We start from the raw sequence: 21,695 nt of genomic DNA, 5'->3' as shown, positions 1-21,695 counted from the left end.
CAGCAGCGCCTATTATTGGTAAGGAATTAATAATGATGAGAAAAAGATATAAGTGGAGTAGTATTTTTGTTGTGGTAACAATATTACTTGGTGTAGTAATAGTAATTGGATACAGTTTAAATAAGCCTAAGCCAGTAATGATTGAAAAATTACATGAGAATAAAGGACCACTCATTCAAAAGGTAAATGGACCTAACGGTACAAGAGACCAGTTAGGATTAGACAGTAGTGACCAACATGAAAAAGTGATCACGGATTTTATTGGGAATGAACTGAAGCAAAATCATTTTATCGGAACGGCACTGATTGTAAAAAACGGTAAGGTCATTTTCCAAAAAGGCTATGGTTATGCAGATAAGTTAAATAATAGAAAAAATTCCGCTAGTTCACTGTATCAAATTGCTTCTGTTCAAAAGGGAGCAACGGGTGTAATGCTGATGAAACTGGTTCAAGCAGGAAAAATATCACTAAATGATAAGTTGGCTAAATATTATCCCAATATTGGCTATAGCAGTCTCGTAACTTTACGTCAGATGCTCAATATGATCTCAGGAATCTCCTTAAAAAAGATGCCGCAAAAGGCCATGTCGGAAAAGCAATTAGTGAAATATATTGCTGATAATGTTCAAGTAACGCCGAAGCATATTGGTCAGCAGTTTTATGAACCGGCAAACTTCGTCCTTTTAGCTGGAATTATTCAGCAGGTAACTCAAAAGAGTTATTACGCTAATTTTAAGCAGTTTATCCAAAAACCATTGGGGCTAAAAAATACCTATGATTTTAATGAATATAATAAGGTTGTGAGTGGAAGAACGGTCGCGTATAGTTCAACGAACACGCGTGATTATAAAGTACCTGTGATTGAAGAAGAATACCAATACACTAACGAATTGGGGACGGGAAACTTTTATATGACAAACGGTGACCTATATAAGATGCTGCGTTCGTTTATTACTGGTGGTATCTTAAATGCTAAAAGTACAGCTGCTTTGTTCACTGTTTTTCCACCGCGCAATACTTATAGTTCAGGGCTTTATCACGTAAAGTATATGCAGCCTTTTAAAGATGCGGGGATCTATGATGGCTATCATTTTCATGGTGCTGAGTATGGTTATGAAACGATAGGTGATATTTCAGTTGATGGAAAACAAGCCGTTATTTTACAGACAAATAATCCCAACACAAGTAGTCCCTTTAATATCGGACTTGATTCAAAACTGTATCATTTTTTAATAACTCATTAGTTTAAAGGAACTAAAGTTCAATAAAAGATACAATAAACTTTAGGCTTTTTCATATAAATTTGCTATAATATGTGTGATATCGGTGTAATATACACCTGTGTTTATAGAAGGCAGGGTTTTCAATGCGTCAGTCGAAAGAGCCAAGAGAAGGTGAATTCATCACCATTAAAAGTTATAAACATGACGGTAGTTTACATCGAACGTGGCGTGACACGATGGTACTGAAAACAAGCGAGAATGCTTTAATCGGATGCAACGATCATACGTTAGTGACTGAATCGGATGGTCGGCGTTGGGTTACACGTGAACCGGCACTGGTTTATTTTCATAAGCATTACTGGTTTAATATCATTGCAATGATTCGTGATAATGGAGTGTCGTACTACTGCAATCTTGCATCACCAGCTGTTCTTGATAGGGAAGCTTTAAAGTACATTGATTATGACCTTGATGTTAAGGTTTTTCCTAACGGGGAGAAGAAGTTATTAGATGTTGATGAATACGAGGAGCACGGTGCTAAATGGCATTATTCAAGTGAAATTGACAAGGTCTTGAAACGCAATGTCTTAACGCTTGTTGATTGGATAAACCATGGCAAGGGACCATTTTCAAAAGAATACGTCGAGATTTGGTATAAACGCTATCTTGAATTGTCACGACGTCAGTGAATCTCTCAAGTTTATAACAAAAAATCTGTAGTTACAAAGGCTTATAGCTTGTGATTACAGTTTTTTTGACTCATAGTAAATGTAAATTATTAAGCAAACTAATGCTAGAGATATAAGGATGGTCATTTAGATGTTTGAAAGCTTTAGGAAATCAAAAATTTTATTTTGGACAGTCGAATTACTATTGTTGGCGACAACAGTTTGGGTGTGTACTAATATTGGTTTTATTTTTGAACCGATAGGAACGTTTATTTCAACTTTATTTACACCAGTTATTATCTCGGGGTTTTTATATTATTTATTCAGGCCGTTAGTTAATATCTTAATGAAAGTCAAGATTAACAAGTTTAAAGTTAACCGTACATTAGCGGTTGTTATTATCTTTATCTTGTTGGGGACGCTGGTGGCTCTGGGATTAATCTTTTTGATACCTTTGTTAGCTTCACAAATAGGACAGCTAATCGCTAAGACACCGACATATCTCGCTAAATTACAAGAGCTTTTTAACCAGTACTATAACCAGTTTAGCCGTTACGAATGGGTTAAACAATTAAAGTTTGAAAACTATGCAGATAAGTTTGGAAAGACGGTAGAAGAATCGTTACAGGGATTTATGGGGAATGTAACTACAAGTCTCGGGACTGTAATCGGAACGATAACTAGTATCACGGTAACTGCGATCACAGTGCCGTTTATGCTCTTTTATATGTTAAAAGATGGCCACCGTTTAATCCCTAATATTAAAAAAATTTTGCCTGCACGATCAGCTGATAAAACAGAGGTTTTATTAGGTAAAATGGGAGATACAATTTCTAAGTATATTGGTGGGCAAGCGATTGAATGCTCTTTTGTCGCTACGTTTACTTTTCTGGGTTATTGGGCAATTGGGATGCCGTATGCCTTCTTACTGGGCGTGCTAGCAGGAATAACTAATATCATCCCTTATATTGGACCGTATATTGGATTATTGCCAGCACTGATTTTAGCACTCTTCGTCTCGCCTAAAATGTTTTTTACTGTCATTGTGGTCTGTGTAATTGTACAGCAGGTTGATGGAAATCTTATTTATCCTAATGTTATCGGAAAGAGTTTAGATATCCATCCACTCACAATTATCATTTTATTATTGGTGGCAGGTAATATTGCTGGGCTCACAGGAATGATTTTAGGAATACCAGCATATGCTGTTTTAAAGGTCATGATCAAATACTTTATAGATATCTACCGTTTAAAAAACGATAGTGAGCACATAGAAAAGTGAAGGTAAGCCCTAATTGACGGTCTTATACAACTATGTTATTGTAGACTAAGTTTAGAATAGTACTCCTGAGTGACAGGCGACAGCTAAAATTGCGGGCTGTCTAAGATAAAAGAGTTAATTTCGGGTTAATGATGAGGTTGAAAATATGAAAAGAGTTATTACTTATGGAACATTCGATTTATTACACAAAGGCCACGTTAGGTTACTAAAACGGGCAGCGGCTTTGGGTGATCATTTAACAGTTGCTGTTTCGACTGATGAGTTTAACGCGATTAAGGGAAAAAAAGCCTATACCTCATATGAGGACCGAAAATATATTTTAGAAGCAATCAGATATGTTGACGAGGTAATTCCAGAAGAAAATTGGGATCAAAAGGTTAACGATGTTGTTAAGTACAATATTGATCTTTTTGTAATGGGCGATGATTGGAAAGGTAAATTTGACTTTTTAGAGGATTACTGTCAAGTAGTTTATTTACCGCGTACTGAGGGGATTTCAACTACAAAGATTAAAGATGATTTAGGGATGAACTAGAAAAATAGGGTATTTTTAGCTTTGGTAGCATTTTTTATGTCAACCGAGGCTCTTTTTTATTGTAACGAGTGATAGTAGGCTATTACAGAGATGTTGTTTTTAACGTAATTAAAATATAGGTGAATAAAAAATGAAAAAAATGGAAATTAAATATATAACTAAAAATGAACCGCTCGTGTTAGACAAAAAAGACTTAGCAAAAGCTAAGCCCCCACTTGATGAAACACAAAACTTTTGGGAGTTACGCGGGGTTTCCCTGAATATCGCTCCGGGTGAAGCAGTTGGTGTGGTTGGGACCAATGGTTCTGGAAAAGAAACGTTAATTGATATTTTGGCAGGAACTACTAAGCAGACAACCGGTTTTATAACAATTGAAGGAAAAATCAATCGTGCAAGTGCTCGCCGAGGGTTAGATGAAGAAAAAACTGGATTAGAAAATATTCGTCAAGCAATTTCAGTGGCTGACTTAGATGAACTTAAGGGTAACCATTTATTGAATGCAATTGTTAATTTCACTGATCTGGGCGAGTGGCTTTACCGCCCTGTCCACAGCTACTCAATCGGCGTGTATGCCCGTTTAAGTTTAGGAATAGCTCTTTTTGTAGAACCAAAGCTTGTTTTGTTAGATAACGTTTTAGGCAACTTAGATAATATTTTTCATATTAAGGTTTCGCAAAAAATTCAAGCGCTAAAGGATGCAGGAGTAGCTTTTGTGATAGCAGATACTAATGTGTTTAACATTGAACATTTCTGTGAACGAACAATTTGGCTGCGGTTTGGTGAGGTTCAGCAATTTGGACCAACACAGGAAGTACTAGAGCAGTTTGAATATTACATTAACTGGTTACGAGCATTAAGCCTGCCTGAAAAAAATGATTTTTTGGCTAAAAAGCAGAAGGAACGACTAACTTTTGATGTTAGTTCAGTTTATGAAGAATTTAAAATAGAACAATTTAAACATGGGTTTACGCGTAAAGATGAACCCCGGATGCGCAAAGCTTTTTATAAAGATCATGGTGTTGATCCGGTAAGCAGCGAAAAAGAAAAGGTCGTAGAGGTTAAAAAGCAACGGCCAAGCAAAATTAATAATAAAACAAAGTATGTTTTAGGTTGCATAGCAGCACTGGTTATTATTAGTGTGATCTGGTTGAGCTTGGATAATAAGATTTTTGCTGGTTGGGGTAACAATAAGGAAGAGCAGACAAATTCCCAGAAGAGTAGTCAACCAAAACAACAAAAGGCTCAGAAGCAGAGTCAACCTAAAGCGTTAGCTGATTCGAAGGCTAAAGCAGCCTCTTCATCTTCAGCTGCTGCTAAAGCATCAAGTGAGAGTGCTGCTAAAGCAGCGAGTGAAAGTACTGATAAGGCTAAAGCAGCGAGTGAAAGTAAAGCTGCATTGATGAAAAATACGCAAACAATTAATATTTCTGATGGTGATACCCTGGAAGGACTAGCCCAGAAATATGCGACAACCGTCGATAAAATTAAAGAAATAAATAACATGAACGCGAATAGTCAATTAAAATCCGGAGACGTTATCCGTGTTCCAAAGTAGCGGAGTTAAGTAGTCTAAAAAGGAATTAATTTTTAGAATTGGAGTAAAAACTGAAATGAGTTTGAATTCTGGACCAATAGGATGGATAGTAATAGTTTTAGCCTTACTTGGAGTATATTTTTTATCAATTTCAATAGCAGCGTTTACGTTATTGAAAACAGCTGGAACGTTAAAGAAAATGAATGCTGAAAAGGTAACTAAATTTACAAAATATACGAGTGCAGTCAGACTAGCGGTAACTTTTTTAGTAATTATAGGAACGACAATGATTACACTTAAGTGTTGGAATCTGTACGATATGGGGCTAAAAAGTATTGGCTATCTACTGGTGATCAATTACTTGATGACATGTAGCTTGTACTTACTAGGACGGGTGTTGCCTTCCAGAACAGTATCCGCTCATCCAGAAGCATTTTTTAATAGAACCTACTTTTTAGCATTGCTTTTTGGAAAGCTACTCTATCCATGTATCTGGCTGTGGAATAAAATCAGTTTAAAGCTAACGGTTAAAGCACGACAAGAGGATCTTGCGCCACGAACCTCATGGAAAACAATTATTGATATCATTACTCATGAAAAAGAAAATGGGGAACTGAATAGTGGCGCTTTTGAGATGATTGAAGGAGTTATTTCGATGCACGGTAAAATGGCACGTGAAGTAATGGTTGCTCGAACTGATGCCTTTATGATCGATATTCAAAATGATAATGACCGTAATATTGATGCTATCTTGCAGATGCCATATTCACGGGTACCAATTTTTAATGAAGATAAGGATAATATCTTAGGGGTCGTTCACATTAAAAACTTGTTACGTGCAGCTCGAAAAGATGGGTTTGAGCATGTTACGATCAGGCGTGTAATGCGTCCTGCTTTATTTATTCCTGAGACAATGACGATCGATGAAGTGATGCTCGAAATGAAAAAGACACAAAACCAGATGGCGATTTTATTTGACGAATATGGCGGTGTGGTTGGGCTAGTTACCTTAGAAGATCTTTTAGAAGAAATTGTCGGCGAAATTGAAGACGAATCCGATCATCCTAACCAAATATATCACAAGGTTTCAGATAATGAATTCATAGTGCAGGGAAAACTTGCTTTAGATGATTTCAATGATGAGTTTGGAACAACATTGAGGATGAATGAGGTTGATACGATTGCTGGTTATATAATAGCGCAGTTAGGTGTTATTCCAGATAATGGTGATCAGGTTGAAGTTGAGACTGATGAGAAAGTCGTGCTGATGCCAGAAACGATTGATGATTCGCGCATAAAGAAGGTTCGTGTGATTCTACCGCCATCTTTGGTAATAGCTCATGTGCGAAAAGAAAAAAGTCTTAATTAGTTTTAATAAGTTAGTTAGGCTTTACTGTAAGTAGTTTTGAATTGAAAAAGAACTTTGTTTAAGAAAGAGGTTTAAAATGGAAAAGGAAAACTTAGTTGATGCTGTCAACAAACGGAGAACATTTGCAATTATCTCTCACCCTGATGCGGGGAAAACAACAATTACAGAACAATTATTGCTTTTTGGAGGAGTTGTTCGAAAAGCAGGGACTGTTAAAGCCAAGAAATCTGGCAGTTTTGCAAAGTCTGATTGGATGGAGATTGAAAAGAAACGTGGGATCTCTGTTACTAGTTCTGTTATGCAATTTGATTATGCTGGTAAGAGAATCAATATTCTGGATACACCAGGACATGAGGACTTTTCTGAAGATACGTATCGGACTTTGATGGCTGTCGATTCTGCAGTGATGGTAATTGATTCAGCTAAAGGGATTGAACCACAGACAAAGAAGTTATTCCAGGTTTGTAAGATGCGTGGTATTCCTATCTTCACCTTTATTAATAAATTAGACCGTGATGGTCGAGAACCATTGGATCTTGTTACAGAACTTGAAGATGTTCTAGGTATCCAGGCATATCCGATGAACTGGCCAATTGGAATGGGAAAAGGCCTACAGGGAATCTATGATATCTTTAATAAACGAATCGAACTTTATCGTCGTGAAGATAAAGAAGAAAGTTTTGTTGAACTTAATGACAAGGGTGAGATTAGCGGTGAACATCCTCTAAAAGAAGAGAGTATTTACCAACAAGTATTAGGTGAAATTGAATTATTAAAAGATGCGGGGAATAATTTTGATCCAGAGAGAATTCGGCACGGAAAACTGACGCCAGTTTTCTTTGGGTCAGCATTGACTAATTTTGGGGTAAAGACATTCTTAGATGCCTACCTGCAGTTTGCTCCAGGTCCAAATGAGCATAAAGCAGAAGGGGGAATTATTGTTAAACCCACAGCGACTGATTTCTCAGGATTTGTTTTCAAGATTCAGGCAAATATGAATCCTAATCACCGCGATCGAATTGCTTTCGTAAGGATTTGTTCAGGTAAGTTTGAACGCGGGATGGATGTCATATTGACGCGTGGAAATAAAAAGATGCGTTTGTCTAACTCAACACAGTTTATGGCTGACACGAGGGAAACTTTAAACTATGCAGTTGCAGGAGATATCATTGGTTTATATGATACCGGTAATTTTCAAATTGGTGACACGATCTTTAGCGGTAAACAAAAGCTCCAGTTTGAAAAACTACCGCAATTTACTCCAGAAATATTTGTTAAGGTAACTGCTAAAAATGTTATGAAGCAAAAATCATTCCATAAAGGAATTGATCAGTTAGTACAAGAAGGCGCCATCCAGTTATATAAAAGTTACAGTACAGGTGACTATGTTTTGGGTGCAGTTGGGCAACTCCAATTTGAAGTCTTTCAATTCAGAATGTTGAATGAATATCATTCTGAGGTTGTAATGACACCAATGGGCAAGAAGATTGCGCGTTGGATTAAGCCTGAACAATTAGATGAAAAAATGTCAACTTCACGTAACCTACTAGTAAAAGATCGTCAGGAGCAACCATTATTTTTGTTTGAAAATGAATTTGCAGAGAGATGGTTCCAAGATAAGTATCCTGAAGTTGAACTAACAGCTAAACTATGATTCTTCACTAATTGATAGTGGGGTAGTAATAAATTGCTATTAACCAAATAGGGACAGACTCAAGTATTCACATATGAGTCTGTCCCTATTTGATTAATGTTGCGTATTGAAATATGAAACTTTAAAAACTAAATGAATTTTAGATATTGCCGTGGCAACCAAACATTTTGGCTTAACTTATACCAAATAAGATCATCGATTGTTGCGTGAGCTGTGACAGTGACCTGCGTTTTATCCTTAATAAGCTCAACTTTTTGACCAAACGGTGCATCGTAGACGTTGACACATTTTCCAGGAATAAAGTCAATAACAGCTTTTCTGGGTTTTTTAAAATGTCTGTCTAGCTGTCTTGTTTTTTCAGGTAGCAAAGTTTCTGAGCGCTTGTTAGAATAGATGACTTTTTGCCGATCGAATTTGATCCAGAGCGCACCACCTAAGCAGTACCATAGATCGCCGTTTTCCAGTGTAAGAGAGGTAAAAGTACGCCAAACAGTATTTAAAGCAAAAGAAATGTTTAGCGGTACACCCTCAGGCTGGTCATAGCTTGTGATAGGTGCGACTATTTTTAAATAGCTTTCTGTTTTCTTAAGGTCCTTCCATGTACTGCGCCGATAGTAGAAAGTAACAAAGCTTTGATCATAGGAAAAGTCCCCACGCAGGGTACCCTTGACTCTGAGTAAATTATAACCTGCAAGCGTGGGTGAAAAAAGTTGGTATGGTTCCCTTACTTTTCCCTTAACCAGTTGGGGATCAGTTAAGAAGTACTGTGTATCAATATCACGGCAGAGAATCCAAATCACACCAGCGTCTTTTTTAGCATAGGTTAGTGTAATGATCCCATAATGAGAAGCGAAGTAGCTGGTAAAACCCTTAATCTTAACTAGGTTGTAATCAGGTAACGTTTGAAATTGGAGGCGCAAAGGTTCACCTAGCCGACCACTGATTATTTGCGAGGGAAAGAGCAGGGTACCACGCATATCTTGATAAACTACCAAAAGCAGTGCATTTTGACGAGTAACGTAAATAGGAGGTGTAACAGTTATTGTTTTCTGACGGCTAACCTCTTTATTTTCTTCACTGACAGTTAGAGCAGTGTCGGCGGTCTTTTCAGAAAGCCCAGACTGAGCTTGAACTGCAGTAGGCGTATCTTTAGGAGTTAATGTGGAACTTCTTTTAGCACGCCTATTCTTTCGTAAAGGGTTACGCGTGATCAAACGTTTGAAAAGGTCAGAAAAGGACAATGTTAACACCACCTTAATACTTTTTTAGATATCTAAATTATAATCGTCTTAATTCGTTATTAACAGTAAGATCTTTGATTTTACGATATTAATTAGCTTTATCAGCAATAATAATCTCAACTAGATCTCGAGTCTTGGTAATGTCTATTTGGTTCCTTGTGACATTAGTTAATTTGGCTAATGTAAAATCAATTTCATCATCTGTAACTTGACGGATCTTATTAGATAGAACTATTTCTTCGGTATTGATATTTTTTTTATAAACGATCCGTGTGCTACCGAGGGTATAAATCTTTATAAAGTGTGTAGAAGACTGCGCCAATTCTCTTTGGATCTTTCTGGAGTAACTATTACTAACATCAATCAAATGCATATAAATTCCCCCTCATCTTTTAACTACATTATACCAAAAGATATACATTAACTCTGTTTAAAAGCAAAACATGTCTACTTTGTTAGTTCATTCTTAATATAAACCTATTAAAAGAAAAATGAAATACTGAAGTAGAGCCTTGGAATAAAGTTTCTTCATATAAGGTTGTGAAAATAAAGGGCTGAGGCAAAACGAGTATTGTTTTGTCACAGCCCCATATATAATCACTACTATTTTTAATTTTAGCTAAACAAAGAAGTCTGTTACTTATTCTCCGGTGCTTGTTCCGAAGAGACGATAATACTATCGTCTTTAAGTTGAGCTTCAAACTGTTTTACAGTTGGATGGTCTAGATAATAATCAGCTACTTGATCTTCAATTTGTTCTTGAATAACTCGCCGTAAGGGACGTGCCCCCATTTGCGGGTCATAACCCAGATCAACTAATTTCTCTTTAACTGCTGCTGTAACCGTAATCGTCAGGTTTTGTTGTGCTAACATATCGTTAACATCGGTCAGCATTAAAGAAACAATGGAAATAAGGTCTTTTTTAGTTAAAGGATTAAACTCAACGATATCATCAAAACGATTTAAAAATTCGGGTTTGAAATACTTGGAAAGCTTATCAATGACTGAATGTGTTTTACCTGCAGCCGCAGCTCCAAAACCAACACTAGCTACTGCATCACCACTACCGGCATTTGATGTCATAATGATAAGTGTATCTTTAAAACTAACTGTTCGTCCTTGTGAATCAGTGAGACGACCATCATCTAAAATCTGTAAGAACATATGCATTACGTCTGGATGAGCCTTCTCAACTTCATCTAGTAAGATTAAACTGTAAGGATTACGCCGAACTTGTTCTGTTAACTGCCCAGCTTCTTCATAACCAACATAACCTGGAGGAGAACCGATCAGTTTTGAAACCGAATGCTTTTCCATGTATTCACTCATATCAAATCTGATCAATGCATCTGTTGTACCAAATAATTCTTTAGCTAGTTGTTTAGCAGTTTCAGTTTTCCCGACACCGGTTGGACCAACAAAAAGGAATGAACCAATTGGACGACCGGATTTATTAAAGCCAATCCTATTTCGCCTAATAGCACGTGCAACCTTGTTAACTGCCTGATCTTGACCAATAACATGGTTCTCAAGTGATTCAGAAAGATCACGCAGTTGTTGTTTCTCCTTCGCCTTTAACTCACCGACAGGGATCTGAGTCTTTTCTTCAATAATTTGTTCCATATCTTTATCGGTAACGATTGGAACATTATGTTCATCGATATTGGAATCCTTTAATTTGTTAAAACGAGTAACTTGATCACGATAGTAAGCTGCTTTTTCGTAATCTTCATTCTTTAAAGCCGCTTGTTTTTGTTTTTCGGCAGCAGCAATCTTCTCGCCAACTATCTTGGGATCAACCGATTGAATTGTTAAGTTTTTCTTGGAACCTGATTCATCTAATAAGTCAATGGCTTTGTCAGGCAAAAAGCGGTCTTGAATATAGCGGTTGGAGAGTTTAGCAGCAGCAGTAATAGCATCATCTGTATACTTAACGTGATGGTATCCTTCATATTTGCCCTGAATACCACGTAGGATCTTAATCGTTTCTTCAATACTTGGTTCGTTAACTTGAACTGGCTGGAGTCGGCGAGCAAGCGCAGCATCTTTTTCGATTGTACGATACTCATTTAGTGTAGTTGCACCGACTAATTGTAGTTCGCCGCGGGCGAGAGCAGGCTTAAGAACATTTCCAGCGTCCATTCCACCTTCGGCATTACCTGCACCGACAATTTCATGAATTTCATCAATAAAGAGAATAATATTCTGCTGCTGTTTCAATTCACTCATTAATTGTTGCATTCGTTGTTCAAATTGACCACGAATTCCAGTTCCCTGTACTAGGGAAACGACATCGAGCCGAATAACTTTCTTATTAAGAAGTTTTTGCGGAACATCGCCATCAACTATCTTTTGAGCAAGTCCTTCAACAACAGCTGTCTTACCCACCCCAGCTTCTCCAATAAGAACGGGGTTATTTTTGGTCCGTCTATTCAATATTTCAATAACACGTGCGATTTCATTGTCACGACCAATAACTGGGTCAATACGGTTATCTTTAGCTTCAGCAGTTAAATCTAAGCCATATTGTGCGAGAATTCCACCACCTTTATTTCCACCACCACGACCAGTGTTACCAGCACTTGGGCGTGGAGCTTGTGGTTGTCCTTGGAATTGTGGATTAGTATTTTCATTACCCATTGAACGGAAGATATCATCTAAACTACCAAACCCAAAGGGGTCTGACATCATGTTTTGACCATTTGTTTGCTGATCTCTTTCCTTTAAAGTGCGATAACAGTTTTGGCAAAGGTCAATCGCAGTTTGACGTCCATTAATACTAGTCGATAAATGGATTGTAGCAGGATTTTGATGACAATTTTGACATAACATAGTACTAATCACGACCTTTCATTATCGGATAAAGGCCAATTTGACTATCTTTGACCTTTCGAAGATAGTATACATAGTTCAGGAAAAAAGCGCAAGTAGAAAGCTTGCAAGATTTGGAGTTGTAATCTAACTTTTTTTTAGTTATTATTTCTAGTAGACATTGTACTTAAGGAGCAACAACTATGGAAAAGAATTATCAAGAATTACTGGAACAATTAGTTAATGGGCAAGTTGAGAGCCTAGTAATAACACCAAAAGAATTTATGGATTTTCAAGCTGCTTTCATGAATTTTCAGCATCGAAAAAGTATTGTCGGCAATGCCCAACGAGGAGGAGACATTATCTATAAGCGAGAAGGCAGTCATCCTAAGGAATGATAGAAAAATACTTGTTTTGAATTTTGATTCATGCTAACATTTACTCTAGTGAGGATAATGTCGCAGTAAATAATGAAAACGTGTTCTTGAAAAGAATGTATTATTTTGCGAGATGGTTCTTAATAATATTTATATATAAAAGGGGTACGATTTATTATGGAGAAGAAAGAATTTCACATTATTGCAGAAACAGGTATTCATGCTCGTCCAGCTACATTGTTAGTTCAAGCTGCAAGTAAGTACAATGCTGATATCACTTTGACTTACAAGGATAAGTCAGTTAACTTGAAGTCTATCATGGGTGTTATGTCTTTAGGTGTTGGTCAAAATGCTGATGTAACGATCGCTGCAGATGGCGCAGATGAAGCAGATGCTATTGCAGCTATTGGTGATGCAATGAAAAAGGAAGGACTTGCAGAATAATGACGAAAATGTTGAAGGGGATTGCTGCTAGCGATGGAATAGCCGCTGCGAAAGCTTATATGCTTGTACAACCCGACTTATCATTTTCTGAAGCAAGCATTGATGATCCGGAAGCTGAGATTAAACGTCTTGAAGAAGCTGTTAACGCTGCAAAAGATGAGTTAAAAATTATTAAAGAAAAAGCCGCAGCAAACCTTGGAGATGAGGAAGCTGAAGTTTTTGAGGCTCATTTAACTATTCTTTCTGATCCTGAATTAATGGGAAACATTAAAAACAAGATTAAAGATGAAAAGGTAAATGCAGAACAGGCTTTAAAAGAAGTCACAGATACGTTTATCGCGTTGTTTGAAGGTATGACGGACAATGCTTATATGCAGGAACGTGCTGGCGATATTCGTGATGTTACGAAGCGGGTGTTGAGTCATCTATTAGGGGTAACATTGCCTAATCCAGCATTGATTGATGAAGAGGTTGTCATCATTGCACATGATTTAACACCATCAGATACAGCACAGCTTGATCGGAAGTACGTGAAGGGCTTTATTACTGATATCGGTGGTCGGACATCACATTCGGCAATCATGTCCCGTACTTTGGAAATTCCTGCAATTGTTGGATCCGGTTCAGCAACAACAACGATTTCTGAAGGTCAAATGGTTATAATTGATGGCATTGAGGGTAATGCCTTGGTTGATCCATCAAAAGAGGAATTGACTAGTTATGCTGATAAGGCAGCTGCTTTTGCTAAGCAAAAAGCAGAATGGAAAGAATTGAAGGATGCTAAGACTGTTACAGCTGATGGAAAGAACTTTACATTGGGAGCTAATATCGGAACGCCTAAAGATGTTGAAGGTGCAAATGATAATGGTGCAGAAGCAGTAGGCTTATTCCGCTCAGAATTCTTATATATGGATGCTAGTGAATTGCCTAGTGAAGATGACCAATTTGAAGCATATAAACAAGCTGTTGAGGGTATGGAAGGTAGACAAGTCGTAGTCCGGACAATGGATATTGGCGGAGATAAAGAGCTACCATATCTTCCTCTTCCTAAAGAGATGAATCCTTTCTTAGGTTACCGCGCTATCCGAATCAGTTTGGATCGACAAGATATTTTCCGGACACAGTTACGTGCGTTATTGCGCGCATCTAACTACGGTCAACTTGCGATTATGTTCCCAATGATTGCAACAGTTAAGGAATTTAAAGAAGCTAAGGCTATTTTTGAAGAAGAAAAAGAAAAGCTTGTCAAGAAGGGTGTTCCAGTTTCTGATAATATTGAAGTTGGGATGATGATGGAGATTCCTGCTGCAGCTATGATTGCAGATAAATTAGCCAAATACTCCGACTTCTTTAGTATTGGAACAAATGATTTAATTCAATACTCAATGGCCGCTGATCGTGGTAACGAACGTGTTGCATATCTATATCAACCATATAACCCATCAATTTTGAGATTGATCAAGAATGTTATTGATTCATCGCACAAAGAGGGTAAGTGGACTGGTATGTGTGGTGAGATGGCTGGCGATCAAATCGCTGTGCCTATCCTTGCTGGCTTAGGTTTGGATGAATTTTCAATGAGTGCTACTTCAATTTTGAAGACACGTAGTTTGCTCAAGAAAATTGATACTACTAAGATGAAAGAATTAGCCGAAAAAGCTACTAATGATTGTGAAACAACTGAAGAAGTTATCGAATTGGTTAAGCAATATACTAAGTAGAAAACTCTTATTGGATTGTAAATCAAACGATACCTTTTAAGGAGTCTGTGATAAAATTAAACTTTTATCATGGGCTTTTTTTAGTAATAATTATTTAAGAGAGACGAGCCTTCAAGTAAGTAATAATTTTGTTAAGATTTACAGTGTTTTAATAAGAACAGTACACGAATTGTTGCATAGCAGCGACAGAAACAATATAATTAATGATGACTAATCGACACTAGGGGGGATGCTCGTGAATATTGGTATTTTTACGGATACGTATTATCCGCAAGTTAGTGGCGTAGCTACCTCAATCAAAACATTAAAAGAGCAGCTTGAAAGTCGCGGACATAACGTTTACATTTTCACAACTACAGATCCCAAGGTGGACACACGACAGTATGAACGGAATATTTTTAGGTTTAAGAGTATTCCGTTTATTTCTTTTACTGATCGTAGGATAGCGGTGCGGGGACTTTTTCGAGCATATCAAGTTGCCAAAGAATTAAATCTTGATATTGTACATACTCAGACCGAGTTTTCAATGGGCTGGATCGGTAAGTTTGTTGCCAAAAATTTAAAGGTCCCTTGTTTACATACATATCATACGATGTATGAGGATTATTTGCACTATGTTGCTAAGGGGAGACTTTTAAAACCATATCATGTTAAGCAAATGTCGCGCTCTTTTTGTTATCATATGACAGGAATCGTGGCACCAAGTGAACGGGTCTTAACAACACTTACGGGTTATGGGATAAAGGCCCCGATCTCAATAATACCGACTGGCGTAAATATTGCTAAATTCCAAAAAGATCCTGCAGCAGATAACTGGCGGGAAAAGTATGGTATTGCAGAAAAGACACCGTTATTGTTAACAGTTAGCCGCTTAGCTTATGAAAAAAATATTAATAACTTGATCGCAGTGATGCCAAAGATTATTGAAAAAATACCGAATGTACGTTTACTAGTGGTAGGTGATGGACCAGCTAAGGAAGAGTTGATTGAACAAGTAGATGTTATGCAGTTGCAAGACAGAGTGATTTTTACAGGTGAAGTTGATAATGAAGATGTCCCATATTTTTATCAGATGGCTGATTTATTTGTTTCCACATCTGTTTCTGAGTCGCAAGGTCTGACCTATATTGAGGCGCTTGCGTCTGGCTTGCAAGTCGTCGCGACACATAGTCCTTATACAGACCAGTTATTAGATGATTCGACAATCGGCTCAACTTTTTATAATGAAGATGAATTAGTTGATGTTGTCTGTGGCTACTTAACTAATAAAGATGAATTTAATAATAATGAGAAGCTAAAAGCTAAATTATACGATATCTCTGCTGATCATTTTGGTAAGCGTATTTTAAGACTGTATAAAGAATGTCAAACTATTTATACCAAGGAGAATCAGACTAGTCATTCTGGAGAAACTAGTTAATTTTTAATTTTTGAGGAGTTTTTTTATGCTGAAGGTCCATATGTTTTCTTCTGCAACTAAGATTAAAGGACAAGGAGTTGGAAGTGCATACACAGAACTTATCCAACTGCTAAAGAAATATTTTGCGGACAGTATCGATGTTCAAATTAATAATTTTGGACGGGCTGATATTAGCCATTACCACACAATTGACTTTAAGTTCTATCTTTCAACTTTTTTACCGAATAGGGGCAGGAAAATAGGCTACGTTCATTTTTTACCTGAAACGTTAGATGGTAGTTTAAAAATACCGCAGCCTTTTAAAGGAATCTTTTTTCGTTACCTTATCTCTTTTTACAAAAGGATGGACCAGCTGGTTGTAGTCAATCCTAGTTTTATCAAGGATTTAACACGCTATGGGATACCACGTTCTAAAATAACTTATATTCCTAATTTTGTTTCGAAAGAAAGTTTTTATGAGTTACCTGAAAAAAAGAAAAGAAAGCTTCGAGAAAATGTTGAGATTCCGAATAATAAGTTTGTTGTTATTGGGACTGGTCAGATACAAGAACGAAAAGGTGTTGCTGATTTTATTGAATTAGCTTATCGCTTACCAAATATTCAATTTATTTGGGTAGGTGGTTTTTCTTTTGGAAAAATAACAGATGGCTATAATCAATTGAAAAAGGTAGTCAATGACCCACCAGCAAACTTATTGTTTCCTGGTATTGTGGAACGAAAAAAGATGAACGAGTTTTACAATCTAGCTGATTTATTTCTCTTACCATCTTTTAATGAATTGTTTCCAATGAGTGTTTTAGAAGCATTCAGCTGTGGTCTGCCAGTAGTTCTTAGAGATTTAACTTTGTACCAAGCAATTATTGCCGGTTCATACTTATCTGCTCGTAATGTTGATGAGATGGAGAGGGGAATTAAAGAGCTGGTTGGTGATGAGAGGAAACTTAGTGAATTGCATAATAAAGCACTTGAAATGTCAACTAAATATTCAGAGGACCGTCTTGCTCAAAGATGGTATTCTTTTTACAAAGAACAGACTGAGATGGTGAAGCAATGACAAGAAATAACAAGATTGTACTTGTGTTAATGCTTATTTTAGGGACGGCGATCTTTATATTTTCTGTACGCAATGTGTCTTTTAACTCATTGATAGGAGATATAATTAAGCTAAAGTGGCAGTGGTTGCTGTTAGCAGTGGTCAGTATGCTGCTATCTTTCTTTTTGGAGGCTTTAGTCGTGCGAGTCTTGTTGAAAAGAGAAGGTTCACTTTTTCCAATGCGTGATGCAATAAGAATTCCCTTGATAGAACAGTTATTTAATGGGATAACACCTTTTTCGTCTGGCGGACAGCCTGCACAGTTATTTGTTTTGTTGCAATCTGGAATTGATGCAGGTCGGGCAACTTCAGTGTTGTTGATGAAATTTGTGGTTTATCAATCAATGATTGTGATCAACTTTGTTTTTTCATTATTAATTGGTTTCCAGTATATCTCAGATAAAATTCACGCTTTATCGTTATTATTTGTTCTGGGATTTATTATCCATTTTATGGTAATTATTAGCTTACTACTTATTATGTATTGGTATAACTTTACCAAAAAAATGGTTAAGTTCTTTTTTAAGCCTTTCAAGTTCTTTTTAAAAAAAGAAAGCCGTTATTTGAAGTGGGAACAGATTATTGATGAAAAAATTGATAGCTTTTATAAAGAGAGTTTAAGACTAAAGCGAAGTTGGCGGTTACTTGTCAAAATCAGTCTATTAACGCTAGTTCAATTATTTTTCTATTATATTATTCCATTTTTCATTTTACTGGCTTTGGGAGTGACAAATGCAAATTTAATTATGGTCACTACGATGCATGTTCTAATCGTAATGATCATTTCGCTTTTTCCTATCCCAGGTGGATCTGGAGGAGCAGAGTATAGTTTCTCAATAATTTTTACAAGTTTTATTTCAAATGCTAGTAAATTAGTTCTTGCGATGCTTCTATGGAGGCTGATCACATACTATCTAGGTATGTTTTTGGGGATGATTGCATTAGTTATCAAGCCGCAAAAACTTGTGGATACTGATAGTAAAAAGTAAAACATTTTTAGCTGGGCAGTAGTAGTTAGAACTTGAATTTGAATTTAGATAGTGTATGTTATAAGTTAGTCTGGTAAAATCGAGTATGTTTGGAAAGTTAATAACAGAATTCAAAAGTAAATATGAAAGAGGGTCTTTTTATGGAAAGCTCACAATTAGTAGCAATAATTTCAAGATTAGATGCAATGACAGAAAATGAAAATGACGAGGTTCAAACAAGACATTTTGAAAAAAATGGTAAAGAGATGGGAATCGTTAGTTTCGATCCAACAACAAAGACGTTTACGTTGGAAGAAGTATCAGATAAACAAAAATTTGAATTTGATAATATTGATCTAGTCGCAATTGAGGTTTATGATCTACTGAATGAATAGTATTATTTCTTAAATAAAGCTGAAGATAGATCTAAAGAGTTTCCTAAGGGATATACAATATACTATAATAATAGCAAAAGGTTTTTTATGATGGAGGTAGTTAGATGGGGGTAGGCTTGAAAAAAATCAGAAATACCTTAAACAATCGAATTGTTTTTTTTGTACTTTTAGTAGTGGTGTTTTGGCTGAAAACTTATATAACTTACCAGACAAAATTCAACCTTGGTATAAGTGATGGGATGCAGCAATTTCTGCTTTTCCTTAATCCAATACCGGTGGGTTTATTATTATTTGGAATTGCACTCTATTTTAGAGGACGCAAATCATACTGGCTGATGATGATCGTAAGCTTGATCCAATCGATTTGGCTATTTGCAAATGTATTGTATTATCGGGAATTCTCAGATTTTCTTTCGTTAGGAATAATAAAATCATCCGGCTCGGTTTCTAATAACCTTGGGCTAAGTATTATGGAGATTATTCATCCTACTGATTTTTTGATTTTTCTTGATTTTATTATAATCACTTTGTTGCTACTTTTTAAGGTTATCAAGGTCGATACGCGCAAAGTTAAATTACGGACAGCAAGTTTGCTCTCAGTTGTTGCGATACTGCTCTTTAGTGTAAATCTTTCGTTGGCTGAAAAAAATAGACCACAATTATTAACACGGACATTTGATAATAACTATATCGTTAAATATTTGGGTATCAACTTTTATGCTGGTTATAATGCTTATCAAACTTACAAAGAGAGCTCAACTCGGGCAAATGCAAGTAGCAGTGATTTGAAGTCAGTTTTAAGTTTTATAAAAACTAATAAGACTACTCCTAATATTTCATACTATGGTAAAGCTAAAGGAAAGAATGTTTTCATTTTTCATTTGGAGAGTTTTCAGCAGTTTTTGATTAATTATAAAGTGGACGGTAAGGAAGTAACTCCTAATATCAATAAATTCTATGGTGATAGTAGTACACTATCCTTTGATAACTTCTTTAACCAGGTTGGACAGGGGAAGACTTCTGATGCAGAAACAATGTTGGAAAATTCATTGTTTGGGCTACCTTCTGGTTCTGTTATGACATCGTATGGAACATCAAATACTTTCCATGCAATGCCGGCCATTTTAGATCAACAAGGATATTCTACTGCTGCAATGCATGGAGATGTGGGGAGCTTTTGGAACCGGGATAACACCTATAAATCATGGGGTTACCAGTATTTTTTTAATGATAATTATTTCAAAGAAAAAACGAACTACAGTGTGGGTTATGGCTTAAAGGATAAAATCTTTTTGAAACAGTCTGTTCAGTATCTTGAGCAGTTACCGCAGCCTTTCTATGCTAAGGTAATTACTGTCACTAACCATTACCCGTATGAATTGGATAAGATGAATCAAACTATTGCAAAAACGAATACGGGAGATCAAACTGTCGACGGCTATGTTCAGACTGCTCACTACTTAGATCAAGCATTTGGTGAATTTATTAGCTATCTTAAGAAGGCAGGGCTGTACGACAATTCGATGATTGTTGCATATGGCGATCATTATGGTATTTCAAATAATCATAAAAAGGCTATTAGTCAGTTGCTAGGTAAGAAAAGTGTTACAAGTTATGATTTAGCGATGTTCCAAAAGGTACCTTTTATGATTCATATGCCAGGTCTCAAGGGTGGGGTTAACCACACTTATGGTGGAGAGATCGATGTAATGCCGACTTTGTTGGATCTACTTGGAATTAAGAATGACGATACTATCCAGCTGGGCAATGATTTATTAGCTGCTAATCGTAATCAAACTGTCGCATTTAGAGATGGTGATTTTGTTTCGCCGACATTGAGTAAGGTAGGCAGTAAAGTCTATGATAATACAGGCAAAGAGCTGAGTAACTTAACTTCAGTGCAGAAGAAAGAAGTTACTGAACAGCAAAATAGGACAGATAAAGTTTTGTCATTGTCTGATAAAATAGTAACAGGGGATCTACTTCGTTTCTATACACCGGCTAACTTTAAAAAAGTTAATAAAGCTGATTATAGTTACAAGTATAGTGATGGAATGAAGCGATTGAAGGAAGCTCAAGAAGATAATAAAAAGAGCTTGATTCAACAACATGGCGGGAAATCAACAACTGATTTATTTAGCACTGATGCTCCTGAATTGAAAAGTGAAAATAAATAGTTAGGTGACAAAGCGTACTCAGTAGTACGCATAGCAGTTGATGCTATCTAATTACTAAAAGGGACAAGTCGCTAATTGTGGCTTGTCCTTTTTAGGTTAGAGCTTGCTTTTAGCCCCTTCTAATGATCCATATGGTCTGTTTAAGGGGGGAAACCTTTAAAAGGGCAAGAGACAGTAAATAGCAGCAATTATTGGCAAATAAAGTTAAGTCAAATACTTGCGAGCAATCTGTTATTAGCTAAAGGTTACTGATTTGATGTTGTAAAAGCAAAGTGTAAATTAGCCAAGTAAGCAGTGCTGATAAATGAATTGAAAGATTTTGATAGAGGAGTAAATAAAAATTTAAAAAGGATAGTAAGGGAGGGTAAGTAATAAGAATGTTTACTTTCGCAAGTGTAGTTTTTTATGAATAATGAAACAATATACTTATTAAGAAACGTTATTTCGAATTAAACCCGAATAATACTTTGCAAATTATGATTAATATGTGGCTTTAAATAAATAATAAAAAAAGCTCGTTAAAAGGCTTGACCACAGCTCTGATACTTGGTATTATATTTATTGTCGTTGAGGCGAAGAGATCATGTGAGTGATTCTTGCGACTCGGTGATAATAGTTTAAAATGGTTCTTGATTTAAAAATATACATTTATCTTGAATTTTTATTCAAAACAAAATGTTGACATAATAAAAGATCCATGTTAAACTTAAGAAGTTGTGTTAGCAACATGTAGACCTTTGAAAACTGAACAAAGTTTCGACAAATCAAATGTGTAGGGTCTCC

At 36.3% G+C, this 21,695-nt stretch carries 18 protein-coding genes; 15 read left to right on the top strand and 3 right to left on the bottom strand.

Annotation, left to right across the window (positions count from 1 at the left end; translation table 11 throughout):
• Positions 1-32 precede the first annotated feature (32 nt).
• From FC81_RS09610 to FC81_RS09580, 7 genes are all read left to right on the top strand, one after another.
• Positions 33-1,244, top strand: coding sequence for a serine hydrolase domain-containing protein (locus FC81_RS09610; protein WP_083478812.1), 1,212 nt, complete (start codon positions 33-35; stop codon positions 1,242-1,244).
• A 122-nt stretch (positions 1,245-1,366) separates the two neighbouring features.
• A complete protein-coding gene (gene ntdP / locus FC81_RS09605) occupies positions 1,367-1,912 on the top strand; it encodes a nucleoside tri-diphosphate phosphatase (protein ID WP_057746272.1) in 546 nt (181 codons plus the stop codon).
• A 130-nt stretch (positions 1,913-2,042) separates the two neighbouring features.
• Complete coding sequence (locus FC81_RS09600) at positions 2,043-3,173, top strand: AI-2E family transporter (RefSeq protein ID WP_057746269.1); 1,131 nt, start codon at positions 2,043-2,045, stop codon at positions 3,171-3,173.
• A gap of 145 nt (positions 3,174-3,318) precedes the next feature.
• Positions 3,319-3,708, top strand: coding sequence for a glycerol-3-phosphate cytidylyltransferase (tagD, locus tag FC81_RS09595; protein ID WP_057746265.1), 390 nt, complete (start codon positions 3,319-3,321; stop codon positions 3,706-3,708).
• 130 nt (positions 3,709-3,838) lie between these two features.
• Positions 3,839-5,263, top strand: coding sequence for an ATP-binding cassette domain-containing protein (locus FC81_RS09590; protein ID WP_057746262.1), 1,425 nt, complete (start codon positions 3,839-3,841; stop codon positions 5,261-5,263).
• 55 nt (positions 5,264-5,318) lie between these two features.
• Complete coding sequence (locus tag FC81_RS09585; protein WP_057746259.1) at positions 5,319-6,611, top strand: hemolysin family protein; 1,293 nt, start codon at positions 5,319-5,321, stop codon at positions 6,609-6,611.
• Positions 6,612-6,687: 76 nt separating this feature from the next.
• Positions 6,688-8,265 (top strand): peptide chain release factor 3, encoded by a 1,578-nt coding sequence (locus tag FC81_RS09580; protein ID WP_057746256.1) that lies wholly within the window; start codon positions 6,688-6,690, stop codon positions 8,263-8,265.
• A 128-nt stretch (positions 8,266-8,393) separates the two neighbouring features.
• On the opposite strand, the gene FC81_RS09575 is transcribed toward FC81_RS09580, so the two are convergent.
• The 3 genes from FC81_RS09575 to FC81_RS09565 all read right to left on the bottom strand — a co-directional run bounded on the left by FC81_RS09575 (position 8,394) and on the right by FC81_RS09565 (position 12,338).
• Positions 8,394-9,506: a MucBP domain-containing protein gene (locus tag FC81_RS09575; RefSeq protein WP_057746253.1), complete on the bottom strand. Its 1,113-nt coding sequence runs from the start codon at positions 9,504-9,506 to the stop codon at positions 8,394-8,396.
• An 88-nt stretch (positions 9,507-9,594) separates the two neighbouring features.
• Entirely contained in the window at positions 9,595-9,879 is a 285-nt protein-coding gene (locus FC81_RS09570; protein ID WP_057746250.1) for a DUF1827 family protein, read from the bottom strand.
• Between the two features lie 263 nt (positions 9,880-10,142).
• Positions 10,143-12,338, bottom strand: a complete 2,196-nt coding sequence (locus FC81_RS09565) for an ATP-dependent Clp protease ATP-binding subunit (RefSeq protein ID WP_057746247.1) — start codon at positions 12,336-12,338, stop codon at positions 10,143-10,145.
• 182 nt (positions 12,339-12,520) lie between these two features.
• Between FC81_RS09565 and FC81_RS09560 the strand changes: the two genes are divergently transcribed.
• The 8 genes from FC81_RS09560 to FC81_RS09525 all read left to right on the top strand — a co-directional run bounded on the left by FC81_RS09560 (position 12,521) and on the right by FC81_RS09525 (position 20,912).
• Positions 12,521-12,715: a hypothetical protein gene (locus FC81_RS09560; RefSeq protein WP_057746243.1), complete on the top strand. Its 195-nt coding sequence runs from the start codon at positions 12,521-12,523 to the stop codon at positions 12,713-12,715.
• Between the two features lie 156 nt (positions 12,716-12,871).
• A complete protein-coding gene (locus FC81_RS09555; protein WP_034989766.1) occupies positions 12,872-13,138 on the top strand; it encodes a phosphocarrier protein HPr in 267 nt (88 codons plus the stop codon).
• The gene (gene ptsP / locus FC81_RS09550; RefSeq protein WP_057746240.1) at positions 13,138-14,859 is read left to right on the top strand and encodes a phosphoenolpyruvate--protein phosphotransferase; all 1,722 of its coding nucleotides are present in this window, start codon (positions 13,138-13,140) and stop codon (positions 14,857-14,859) included. Before FC81_RS09555 ends, ptsP begins: the two co-directional genes overlap by 1 nt.
• Before the next feature lie 235 nt (positions 14,860-15,094).
• A complete protein-coding gene (locus tag FC81_RS09545; RefSeq protein ID WP_057746237.1) occupies positions 15,095-16,279 on the top strand; it encodes a glycosyltransferase family 4 protein in 1,185 nt (394 codons plus the stop codon).
• Between the two features lie 25 nt (positions 16,280-16,304).
• Entirely contained in the window at positions 16,305-17,333 is a 1,029-nt protein-coding gene (locus tag FC81_RS09540; RefSeq protein ID WP_057746233.1) for a glycosyltransferase family 4 protein, read from the top strand.
• Positions 17,330-18,361 carry a lysylphosphatidylglycerol synthase transmembrane domain-containing protein gene (locus tag FC81_RS09535; RefSeq protein ID WP_057746230.1) on the top strand — a complete coding sequence of 344 codons (1,032 nt, stop codon included), beginning with the start codon at positions 17,330-17,332 and terminating at the stop codon, positions 18,359-18,361. Before FC81_RS09540 ends, FC81_RS09535 begins: the two co-directional genes overlap by 4 nt.
• 140 nt (positions 18,362-18,501) lie before the next feature.
• Positions 18,502-18,735: a YkuJ family protein gene (locus FC81_RS09530; RefSeq protein ID WP_057746226.1), complete on the top strand. Its 234-nt coding sequence runs from the start codon at positions 18,502-18,504 to the stop codon at positions 18,733-18,735.
• A 104-nt stretch (positions 18,736-18,839) separates the two neighbouring features.
• Positions 18,840-20,912 carry an LTA synthase family protein gene (locus tag FC81_RS09525; RefSeq protein ID WP_057746223.1) on the top strand — a complete coding sequence of 691 codons (2,073 nt, stop codon included), beginning with the start codon at positions 18,840-18,842 and terminating at the stop codon, positions 20,910-20,912.
• Positions 20,913-21,695 lie beyond the last annotated feature (783 nt).

Origin of the sequence: Liquorilactobacillus capillatus DSM 19910 (genome assembly GCF_001434915.1) — a bacterium.
GTDB classification, from domain to species: Bacteria; Bacillota; Bacilli; order Lactobacillales; family Lactobacillaceae; genus Liquorilactobacillus; species Liquorilactobacillus capillatus.
The sequence above is the reverse complement of the archived record's forward strand: the minus strand, read 5'-3'. Positions and strand labels throughout refer to the sequence as shown.

Coding starts and splice junctions, on each gene's coding strand:
- FC81_RS09610 (WP_083478812.1), top strand. CDS start 33: ATGATGAGAAAAAGATATAAGTGGAGTAGTATTTTTGTTGTGGTAACA.
- ntdP (WP_057746272.1), top strand. CDS start 1,367: ATGCGTCAGTCGAAAGAGCCAAGAGAAGGTGAATTCATCACCATTAAA.
- FC81_RS09600 (WP_057746269.1), top strand. CDS start 2,043: ATGTTTGAAAGCTTTAGGAAATCAAAAATTTTATTTTGGACAGTCGAA.
- tagD (WP_057746265.1), top strand. CDS start 3,319: ATGAAAAGAGTTATTACTTATGGAACATTCGATTTATTACACAAAGGC.
- FC81_RS09590 (WP_057746262.1), top strand. CDS start 3,839: ATGAAAAAAATGGAAATTAAATATATAACTAAAAATGAACCGCTCGTG.
- FC81_RS09585 (WP_057746259.1), top strand. CDS start 5,319: ATGAGTTTGAATTCTGGACCAATAGGATGGATAGTAATAGTTTTAGCC.
- FC81_RS09580 (WP_057746256.1), top strand. CDS start 6,688: ATGGAAAAGGAAAACTTAGTTGATGCTGTCAACAAACGGAGAACATTT.
- FC81_RS09570 (WP_057746250.1), bottom strand. CDS start 9,879: ATGCATTTGATTGATGTTAGTAATAGTTACTCCAGAAAGATCCAAAGA.
- FC81_RS09565 (WP_057746247.1), bottom strand. CDS start 12,338: ATGTTATGTCAAAATTGTCATCAAAATCCTGCTACAATCCATTTATCG.
- FC81_RS09560 (WP_057746243.1), top strand. CDS start 12,521: ATGGAAAAGAATTATCAAGAATTACTGGAACAATTAGTTAATGGGCAA.
- FC81_RS09555 (WP_034989766.1), top strand. CDS start 12,872: ATGGAGAAGAAAGAATTTCACATTATTGCAGAAACAGGTATTCATGCT.
- ptsP (WP_057746240.1), top strand. CDS start 13,138: ATGACGAAAATGTTGAAGGGGATTGCTGCTAGCGATGGAATAGCCGCT.
- FC81_RS09540 (WP_057746233.1), top strand. CDS start 16,305: ATGCTGAAGGTCCATATGTTTTCTTCTGCAACTAAGATTAAAGGACAA.
- FC81_RS09535 (WP_057746230.1), top strand. CDS start 17,330: ATGACAAGAAATAACAAGATTGTACTTGTGTTAATGCTTATTTTAGGG.
- FC81_RS09530 (WP_057746226.1), top strand. CDS start 18,502: ATGGAAAGCTCACAATTAGTAGCAATAATTTCAAGATTAGATGCAATG.
- FC81_RS09525 (WP_057746223.1), top strand. CDS start 18,840: ATGGGGGTAGGCTTGAAAAAAATCAGAAATACCTTAAACAATCGAATT.